We start from the raw sequence: 8,895 nt of genomic DNA on the forward strand, positions 1-8,895 counted from the left end.
CGACTATGTCGATATCTTCTATTCCCACCGCTTCGATCCCGAGACCCCGCTCGAGGAAACCATGGGTGCCCTGGCCCATGCCGTGCGCAGCGGCAAGGCGCTCTATGTCGGCATTTCCAGCTACCCCGAAGCCGAAACCCGCGAGGCCTATCGCATCCTCAAGGACATGGGCGTCGCCACCACCATCCACCAGCCCAGCTATTCGATGATCAACCGCTGGATCGAGAACGATCACACCATCGACGCCTGTGGCGAACTGGGCATCGGCATGATCGCCTTCTCCCCGCTGGCCCAGGGCGTGCTCTCGGGCAAGTACAATTCCGGCAACACCTCCGGTACCCGCGGCGAAAACCCCAATGGCTCGCTCCGCGCCAGCCATATCGAGCCGCGCGTCCTTTCCGCCGTTAACAAGCTCGGCGAGATTGCCCGCTCCCGCGGCCAGTCCATGGTGCAGCTGGCGCTCTCCTGGGTGCTGCGCCGCCCGGAAATGACCTCGGCGCTGATCGGCGTGCGCAACCTCGATCAGCTCAAGGACAATCTGGGCGTGCTCAACAACCTGTCCCTGACCCAGCAGGAAATCGCTGCCATCGACGAGGCCACCAAGGACGGCCAGATGGAACTCCACCCCCGCCCCACCGGCTGGCTGCGGTAGGAACCTTCATTTCTCCTATGGAGAGCGCCGCCTCCGGACTTGATCCGGGGTCGGTGAGATGGGCACAGCATTCGTGCCGGCACAATCGGTCCCCTCCCCCTTTGAGGGGAGGGTTAGGGAGGGGTGTCGGAGGTCCCGCAGGCATCGCGCTTGTTGAAGCCCATCACCCCGCCCTCGGGGGGAGGCGCAAGATCGAAAGCTTGTGTTCATCGCAGGCATTGAACGGCAGAACGGCGGCAACCTTTAGACCAAAACGATCGGCCAGACGGTGGGCGCAAGCACGGCAAACGCATCTTGCCGCACCGCGATGCTGTCAGCGGTCCAGTCCTCCAACTCGGTCAATTCCTGGGTCATGATGATCTCGGACTTCGCATAGTGCGGTTTCTTCGCGGCAAAGCCGCCGTTGCGTATGCCGGCATTTATTCGTTTGTCGAGGAGCGACAGGTTCCCAATCCGATTGATGTGACGATCATGGGTTGCCCAACGTTGACCTGCCTCCGGCTTCTGCGGGTAAATGTGCTCGACGTGAACCTTACTCGGTGGGTTGATCTGAACCTCCCCTGTCTGCCGCTTAGCCATCTCGATGCAATACAATAAGTGTCGCCGGGGGCCGTTCTGCGTCAGGATCAGCCGGTTGAAGCGGATGCGAACTTCGTCATCGGCTAAAGCACCTTCCGCCACATCCAAGCAGAAGGTTGCCAACGACTTGTGCACCCGAAGCGATCGCGCGGCCTTGTAGAAGCGATTTTCGAGAATACTATTCTCGATCTGGCCAATAATCCCGTCGCGGGTGTAGACGTTCAAAAGTGAGCGTAAGGCCGTCTCTACCTGCTCTGGGCTAAACGTGGCGAAGACACTTAGGATCGGTGGGTATAGGATCGCGGCACCAGGACCTATTGAATTCAATTGGCTCAGAAGATCAGAGGCAAGTTCTGTATCCCCGCTGGATGATCTTATGTTGCGATACAGCTTCGCGGCATCACTAAGCTCCGCCGATAGCGACATAGAGTCGATGTCGTCCTGCTCGATGACCGACTTTACCTCTCGGTAGAGACTTTGCGATTTCACGTCGCCATGCTTCGACACCCAATAGTGCCGCAGGAAAGATTTTATCTCGGTGTCAGTCTCAAATGCGATCACGTCTTCCCAACGACTGACCACTTCGTCCTGCTGATTTGTGGGTGCACGTCGAATTACCAAATTTCGAAGCAAATCGGGAGTCGAGAGCCCAATGCCTCGGTCATTCAGCGTCTCGAAGACCTCCGCAGCGTTGTCTTCGTTATCAGAGAACGCTGCAATCACTGTGAAGTGGTCCGTGAGTATTGCCACGATCCGACGCAGCCATGCACTGGCTGCTTTTTGGTCCATGCCCTCCGTCCGTACCGCAATCGAATTGAGAAAGAAGGATCGTGCGCTCGCAATAAGATTGTGCGACGCATATTGCGGCGCGGGTTCTGAATATCCTTCATCACGCGGGTCTGAGACGAGCCGCTTAAAGAAGTCTCGATCGTAAATATTCAGTCGGATCTTCTGTATCTCTTCTTGGCGGATCGCGTCGAACCCAGAGAGCCAGTTCGCTTGGATAAAGTCCGCGGTTTTCTTATCGATTGCGGCCATGGTGTCGCGAATTGCCGACATCAGTATCGTTGATGTGGCAAGCCTTTGCTGCCCGTCGAGCAGGAGCAGCCGCTGGTTCGCCGCAGTGACCAAGACAACCGACCCGAAAAAATATTCGTCAGTCAGCGTCTCGCCGGACCTATCAGAAAAACGCACGACGTCGTTCCACAACGTCTCAACATGCTCAGTGCGCCAGCTGTAATTCCTCTGCCAATCAGGGACGACGATGGCCGGACTGGTCATCGACAGCAGATCTCCAATTGATCGCTTCTCAGGGGTGTACGAGTGCTTGACGACGCCGGCCATCACAAAATCCTCTGCTAATATGGCTGACGATTAACGACTTGCCTGTGCATAGACAAGCTGCCGGGATGAGATCCCAGACGGCGTGCAAGTCGTCCAAGTGGTTCCCCGGACTTACGCAAAGTCCACTTTGAATCGAGGTTGGCCGCAAGAGAACGTGCGACCTTGTACAGTGCCGTCGCCCATTCATGACGGGACCTGCGACGGACCTTGGCGTCGAAAGCCTCCCCCTAACCCCGGCTCTGGTGCACATAACCCCGTACACTCGCCGGCACCTCGACCCTGAGCCATTCCCGAAACGCCCGTAGCTTGCGGCTTTCCCGTCGCCCCTGCGCCGTCACCAGCCAATAGCCCAGCGGTCCTTCCACCGAATGCGCGAACGGCCGCACCAGCCTTCCGTCGCTCACCGCGTCGGCGCTCATCATGTCGGCGGCCATCAGCACGCCCTGTTCGGAAATCGCCGCGTCAAAGGCCAGCGAGGCATCCGAATAGAGCGGTCCGGTCAGCCTGATCGCCGGGTCCAGCCCCACTTCGGCGCGCCAGGCGTCCCAGCTCAGCATCGTCGTCTCGTCCTGGATCACCGGCACATTGGCCAGGTCTGCCGGCCGCTCCAGAAGCTTGGCCACCGGCGGCGCGCAGACCGGCTGATATTCCGTGCCGCCCACCAGCTCGGCCTGCACGCCCGGCCATTTGCCATGGCCATAGCGGATGCCGCAGTCCACGTCGGGCCGGCTCAGGTCCAGCATGGTCGCCGTCACATTGAGCCGCACCTCGATATCGCGATGCAGCAGGGTGAATTTGTTGATGCGCCAGATCAGCCAGCGCGAGGCAAAGACGCTGCCCACCGTCAGGTTCAGGACGCCCTCGTCGCTCCCCTTGAGACTGGCAAGCCCATCCTGCAGCGCCGAAAAACCCGATGTCAGCTGCGGCAAGGCGGCCTTCAGCGCCGGCAGCGGCCGCAGCCCGGCCGGGGTCCGCTCGAACAGCTCCATGCCCAGCCGTTCCTCGGCCCGGCGCAGATGCTGGCTCACCGCGCCAATTGTGACGCCAAGCTCCTCGGCAGCCGGGGCCAGTGCCCCGCGCCGCGCCACGATTTCGATGGCGCGCAGCGCATTGAGCGGAATGGGAAAGGGGTTCGCCATATAGTTTTTCTATAGCAGGGCTGCGACCTTGTCCATTGCGACCGTTCCATCTTGGGCGCACAACGGCGCCATTGTCATCGCCCCGACCTGAAAGGAGGTCACAAAATGTCTATCCTCTTCGCCCGACTCACTCGCCTCGTCGCGGGTCTGTTCGCCGCCGATCGCGTCCCGCTCGATCCCGACAGCATGAGCCTGCATGATTGGGCCGATTTGCCCGCCCATCACCCCCTCAGCGAGCGCACGCCGTGCTGAGGCCACATTCGGGCCTTTGAAGGTGGGGCTGACCCCGCCTTCAAGGAGCTCCCGATGATCCGACCCCTCGCCGCGCTGGCCGTTCTCGCTTTGCTCACCGGCACTGCCGTCGCCCAGGATGCCGCGCCGACGCCACCGGCCGTACCGGCAGACATCGTCATCGATCCGGCAGCCAGCATCGACACCACCCCCAAGCAGGCCAATATGCTCACCGGCTTTTACGCCACCCAGGCGGTGATCGAGCTCTGCGCCGTGCCGATCGAGCCGGCCATTGCCGAAGGCATGGCGGCCGACCGCATGCGCCTCGAAACCGCGCTCAGCATGGATGCGGTCTCGGCCGCGACGGCCTATGGCCTGGTCAAGGCCGATGTCGAAAAGACCACCCCCGACTGCACTGAAGGCAGCCCCGACCGCCTCAGCGTCGACGCCGTCACCGCCATCTACGCCGACCAGGCCGCCGCCGCGCCGGCTGCAGATGCTGCACCCGCAGCGGCTGCCGATCCTGCTGCTCCGGCCGTGCCTGCGCAGTAATACTCACAAACTCGATCGTCACCCTCGGGCCTGACCCGAGGGCTCTTCACTTGGAACATGTCAGCGAGCTGCGAGGGCCGCTCTTGCATAACAAGCGCCGCAATCAATTGCGGCAGGCCTTCGACAGCGCTACCGTTTCGCGATGAACGCACTTTTCGTCTGCAGCAGAAACCGGCTAAGGAGCCCCACGGCGGAAGCCGTTTTCGCCTCCTGGGACAATATAGAGACCGACTCTGCCGGAACCAGTCCGGATGCCGACGTGCAGGTTTCAACGGATCACATCGACTGGGCGGACATCATTTTCGTCATGGAAGGGCGACACCGGAGGCTGCTGTTGCAGCGTTTCCAGAAGCAACTCCAAAGCAAGCGCCTGATATGCCTCGACATCAGGGACAACTACATTTTCATGCAGCCCGAACTGATCGAAATCCTGCAGGCCAAGGTTGGCAGGCATCTAAGCACCTACCGCAGCTGAGCTTCACTCACAAATCCGCGCCCTGCAGCTCTCCCCATGGCACCCCAGGTCGAGATGCAGGTGGTCGCGGTGCTCGGCATTGGCCTCTGGCCCCAGCACCGTGGTAAAGCTCCCGCAGGCCGCGCCATGCGCCAGCCGCAGCAGCTTTCCCTCCGGCGCCACCGAACGGATCCAGTCGGTATCGACGGTAATGCTCCGCCCGTCTTCCAGCGTCAGGCCGGTGACGTCCACGCCATTGGCAAAGCCGTGCTCCGAGGTGAAGCCGCCATCCGCATTGTTGCGATTGCGGCACATATAGCTGGTGCCCGTATCGACGCTGGCCAGCGGACTGTCCAGCATGGCCTCGGCATAGCCGTCGACGCTGGCCACCCACCCGGGCAGGGCGCTGGCCATCTGGCAATTGGTGGTGATCGGGCTTGAGAGCGGCACCATGCGCCCGCGGCTCATCACCCCGGTGACCAGCAGCGGCGATTGTTCCCCGCAAGTCCCTTCGCTGAGCGGCGGCGCCATCTCGGCCTCCACCAGCCCCATCATCACCGCCGGACAGGCAACCTGATAGACCCGCGCCGGCTCCGGCTCGGGCGTTGCCACGGGTTCTCGCTCCTCCAACACCGCAATCTCCGGCCGCGGCAACGGCGTTTCCACCGCCTCCACCACCGGCTCGCTCGGCATATCGGGCGGCCGTGGCCGCGGCACCGGGGCGACGAGATCGGGCTTGGGCGTCACCCGCGGTGTTAGCCTGGGCTGCTCCGCCGGCTTGGTGAGGCGGTCCACCATGTCCTGCAGCGGGCCCAGAATATCCTGCGCGACCACCGGCGTGGCAATCAGCAGCGGGGCGAGGGCGATCAGTTTGAAAAGCTTGTGCATGCGCTCCTAACGCACGAGTCGGGCAAAAGGCACCAGCCCGCCGCTGTTAACGGCACGGAAACCATCTTTGCCTGCCTGCCGCCTTCTGCTATCAGCCCACCTCATGACAACGCCGCTTTCCCACATCCGCAATTTTTCCATCGTCGCCCATATCGACCATGGCAAATCCACCCTGGCCGATCGTCTGATCCAGTCCACGGGGGGCCTCGATCTGCGCGAGATGAAGGAGCAGGTGCTCGATTCGATGGATATCGAGCGCGAGCGCGGCATCACCATCAAGGCGCAGACCGTCCGGCTGACCTATAAGGCGCTGAATGGCGAGACCTATATCCTCAATCTGATCGACACGCCCGGCCATGTCGATTTCGCCTATGAAGTCTCCCGCTCCATGGCCGCCGTCGAGGGCTCCCTGCTGGTCGTCGATGCCTCCCAGGGCGTCGAGGCGCAGACCCTCGCCAATGTCTATCACGCGCTCGATGCCAATCACGAGATCGTCCCCGTCCTCAACAAGGTCGATCTGCCCGCCGCCGATGTCGAGCGCGTCAAGACCCAGATCGAGGATGTCATCGGCATCGATGCCTCCGAGGCGCTCGAAATCTCCGCCAAATCCGGCTTCGGCATCGACACCGTGCTCGAAGCCATCGTCCACCGCCTGCCCGCCCCCAAGGGCGATATCCACGCCCCGCTCAAGGCGCTGCTGGTCGACAGCTGGTACGATACCTATCTCGGCGTCGTCGTCCTCGTCCGCATCATCGATGGGGTGATGAAGAAGGGCCAGAAGATCCGCATGATGGCCTCGGGCGCCGTCTATGAGCTCGATCGCGTCGCCGTCAATACGCCCAAGCTGGTCGAGGTCAAGCAACTGACCCCCGGCGAATTGGGCGTCTTCACCGCCTCGATCAAGGAAGTCGCCGAAACCAATGTCGGCGACACCATCACCGACGACAAGAAGCCCACCGCCCATCCCCTGCCGGACTTCCGCCCGGCACAACCCGTGGTGTTCTGCGGCCTCTTCCCCGTCGATGCCTCGGATTTTGACGAGCTGCGCGCCGCCATGGGCAAGCTGCGGCTCAACGATGCCAGCTTCTCCTACGAGATGGAAACATCAGCCGCCCTCGGCTTCGGCTTCCGCTGCGGTTTCCTGGGCCTGCTGCATCTGGAGATTATTCAAGAGCGGCTCTCTAGAGAGTTCGATCTCGATCTGATCGCGACGGCCCCCTCGGTGGTCTACGAAATCGCCTTGCGCGATGGCACCGCCATGCTGCTGCACAATCCGGCCGATCTGCCCGACGTGATGCAGATCGAGGAAATCCGCGAGCCCTGGATCAAGGCGACCATTCTCACCCCCGACGAATATCTCGGCTCCATCCTCAAGCTCTGCCAGGATCGCCGCGGCATCCAGCGCAACCTCTCCTATGTCGGCAGCCGCGCCATGGTGGAATATGATCTGCCGCTCAACGAAGTGGTGTTCGATTTCTACGATCGCCTGAAGAGTATTTCGAAGGGCTATGCCAGCTTTGACTATACCCTGGCCGATCACCGCGTCGGCGATCTGGTCAAGCTCTCCATCCTGGTCAATGCCGAGCCGGTGGACGCCCTCTCCATGCTGGTGCACCGCACCGTCGCCGAGGGCCGCGGCCGCCTCATGTGCGAAAAGCTCAAGGAGCTGATCCCGCCCCATCTGTTTGTGATCCCGATCCAGGCCGCCATCGGCGGCAAGATCATCGCCCGCGAAACCGTCCGCGCCATGCGCAAGGACGTGACCGCCAAATGCTATGGCGGCGACGCGACGCGCAAGCGCAAGCTGCTCGACAAGCAGAAAAAGGGCAAGGCCAAGATGCGCCAATATGGCAGCGTCAACATCCCGCAAGAGGCCTTCATCAAGGCCCTCAAGATGGGCGACGACTAACGCCGAATTTGCGGTTCTGTCTTCACCCTCCCCCTGTGGGGCTTCGATCCGGCCGCAGGGCCAATCGCTCCGGTGGAGCGATTGGAGGTGAGAAGGCCAGGAAGGCTATGCCTGAATGGCTGGAAGCGAGATAGGACTTAGCCCTTGCTAAGTCCGTATATTGAGCAGGGCGGGGGTATGGCTCCGCAAACTCAGAGCGTTTGACTCACCCCCACCCTTGATCCCTCCCCTCAAGGGGGAGGGTGTCGACTGAGACCTCGGTGGCCAAGCACTCGGCCAACCAACAATACGATTCAAAATTTGCACACTTGCGTGATCGCACCCCGCTTCTCGCCGGATTTGCGGCGTGGTAACGCTTCGTTCACCAGCAATTCTCATGCTGCGGTAACCACTGCCCCCTATGGGTCACCGCTTGTTTTCTAATCCGGGCTGCCGATCTTGACCGCAACGCTTCTTCGCAAAGTCTCCTCGGCGATCATCCTGCTCTGGATCGTGTTCGGGCTCGTCGCCTGCGGCGGCTTTCTGCCCAAATCCAGCGATAATCGCCACAATCAGCCATTGCAGAGCGGCACGGTATCGGCGCTGAAGGCCATGGGCTCGTCGCCCGGCGAGGCCATGGTTGTGCGCATCTTCAAGGAAGAGAAAATCCTCGAAGTCTGGAAGCGCACCAGCTCCGGCCAGTTCAAGATGTTCAAGACCTATGAGATCTGCGCCGTTTCGGGCCTGCTCGGACCCAAGATCAAGGAAGGCGACCGGCAGAGCCCCGAGGGCTTCTACACGATCACGCCCGGCCTGATGAATCCGCGCTCCAACTACTACCTGGCCTTCAATACCGGCTTTCCCAACAAGTTCGACCGCGCCTGGGGCCGCACCGGGTCCGACCTGATGGTGCATGGCGATTGCTCGTCGCGCGGCTGCTACGCCATGACCGACGACGGCATTGCCGAAATCTATGCGCTGGCGCGCGAGACCTTCAAGGGCGGCAATCCCAGCTTCCAGCTGCAGATCTTCCCGTTCAAGATGACCCCAGCCAAGCTGGCGCTGCAGGCGAGCAACGAGCACCTCAATTTCTGGAAGGACATCAAGGAAGGCTACGATCTGTTCGAACTGAACAAGGCGCCGCCGACTTGGGATGTGTGCGAACGCC

At 61.5% G+C, this 8,895-nt stretch carries 9 protein-coding genes; 5 read left to right on the forward strand and 4 right to left on the reverse strand.

Annotation, left to right across the window (positions count from 1 at the left end):
- The coding region (locus V6M52_RS19565) for an aldo/keto reductase (RefSeq protein ID WP_332702684.1) at positions 1 to 652 on the forward strand (652 nt) is incomplete at its 5' end.
- A gap of 243 nt (positions 653 to 895) precedes the next feature.
- Here V6M52_RS19565 and V6M52_RS19570 read toward each other — a convergent pair.
- On the reverse strand, positions 896 to 2,575 hold the full coding sequence (locus V6M52_RS19570; RefSeq protein ID WP_332702686.1) for a DUF262 domain-containing protein: 1,680 nt from the start codon (positions 2,573 to 2,575) through the stop codon (positions 896 to 898).
- 227 nt (positions 2,576 to 2,802) lie between these two features.
- Complete coding sequence (locus tag V6M52_RS19575) at positions 2,803 to 3,714, reverse strand: LysR substrate-binding domain-containing protein (protein ID WP_332702688.1); 912 nt, start codon at positions 3,712 to 3,714, stop codon at positions 2,803 to 2,805.
- A gap of 105 nt (positions 3,715 to 3,819) precedes the next feature.
- Between V6M52_RS19575 and V6M52_RS19580 the strand changes: the two genes are divergently transcribed.
- Both V6M52_RS19580 and V6M52_RS19585 read left to right on the forward strand, forming a co-directional pair.
- Positions 3,820 to 3,966: a hypothetical protein gene (locus tag V6M52_RS19580; protein WP_332686943.1), complete on the forward strand. Its 147-nt coding sequence runs from the start codon at positions 3,820 to 3,822 to the stop codon at positions 3,964 to 3,966.
- 54 nt (positions 3,967 to 4,020) lie between these two features.
- Positions 4,021 to 4,497, forward strand: coding sequence for a hypothetical protein (locus V6M52_RS19585; RefSeq protein WP_332686945.1), 477 nt, complete (start codon positions 4,021 to 4,023; stop codon positions 4,495 to 4,497).
- Between the two features lie 268 nt (positions 4,498 to 4,765).
- On the opposite strand, the gene V6M52_RS19590 is transcribed toward V6M52_RS19585, so the two are convergent.
- Both V6M52_RS19590 and V6M52_RS19595 read right to left on the reverse strand, forming a co-directional pair.
- Positions 4,766 to 4,951: a hypothetical protein gene (locus V6M52_RS19590; protein ID WP_332686947.1), complete on the reverse strand. Its 186-nt coding sequence runs from the start codon at positions 4,949 to 4,951 to the stop codon at positions 4,766 to 4,768.
- A 24-nt stretch (positions 4,952 to 4,975) separates the two neighbouring features.
- Entirely contained in the window at positions 4,976 to 5,839 is an 864-nt protein-coding gene (locus tag V6M52_RS19595; RefSeq protein ID WP_332702690.1) for an extensin-like domain-containing protein, read from the reverse strand.
- A 103-nt stretch (positions 5,840 to 5,942) separates the two neighbouring features.
- Here V6M52_RS19595 and lepA point away from each other — a divergent pair, with 103 nt between their 5' ends.
- Positions 5,943 to 7,748 (forward strand): translation elongation factor 4, encoded by a 1,806-nt coding sequence (lepA, locus tag V6M52_RS19600; protein ID WP_332702692.1) that lies wholly within the window; start codon positions 5,943 to 5,945, stop codon positions 7,746 to 7,748.
- A 438-nt stretch (positions 7,749 to 8,186) separates the two neighbouring features.
- Positions 8,187 to 8,895, forward strand: a 709-nt coding sequence (locus V6M52_RS19605) for a murein L,D-transpeptidase family protein (protein ID WP_332702694.1), incomplete at its 3' end; no start/stop codon positions are given.

The organism is Devosia sp., assembly GCF_036676215.1.
In the GTDB taxonomy this organism is placed as follows: Bacteria; Pseudomonadota; Alphaproteobacteria; order Rhizobiales; family Devosiaceae; genus Devosia.

What these genes read in the sequence shown, in the direction of transcription:
- V6M52_RS19570 (WP_332702686.1), bottom strand. Translation starts at nt 2,575, where the DNA reads ATGGCCGGCGTCGTCAAGCACTCGTACACCCCTGAGAAGCGATCAATT.
- V6M52_RS19575 (WP_332702688.1), bottom strand. Translation starts at nt 3,714, where the DNA reads ATGGCGAACCCCTTTCCCATTCCGCTCAATGCGCTGCGCGCCATCGAA.
- V6M52_RS19580 (WP_332686943.1), top strand. Translation starts at nt 3,820, where the DNA reads ATGTCTATCCTCTTCGCCCGACTCACTCGCCTCGTCGCGGGTCTGTTC.
- V6M52_RS19585 (WP_332686945.1), top strand. Translation starts at nt 4,021, where the DNA reads ATGATCCGACCCCTCGCCGCGCTGGCCGTTCTCGCTTTGCTCACCGGC.
- V6M52_RS19590 (WP_332686947.1), bottom strand. Translation starts at nt 4,951, where the DNA reads ATGCCTGCCAACCTTGGCCTGCAGGATTTCGATCAGTTCGGGCTGCAT.
- V6M52_RS19595 (WP_332702690.1), bottom strand. Translation starts at nt 5,839, where the DNA reads ATGCACAAGCTTTTCAAACTGATCGCCCTCGCCCCGCTGCTGATTGCC.
- lepA (WP_332702692.1), top strand. Translation starts at nt 5,943, where the DNA reads ATGACAACGCCGCTTTCCCACATCCGCAATTTTTCCATCGTCGCCCAT.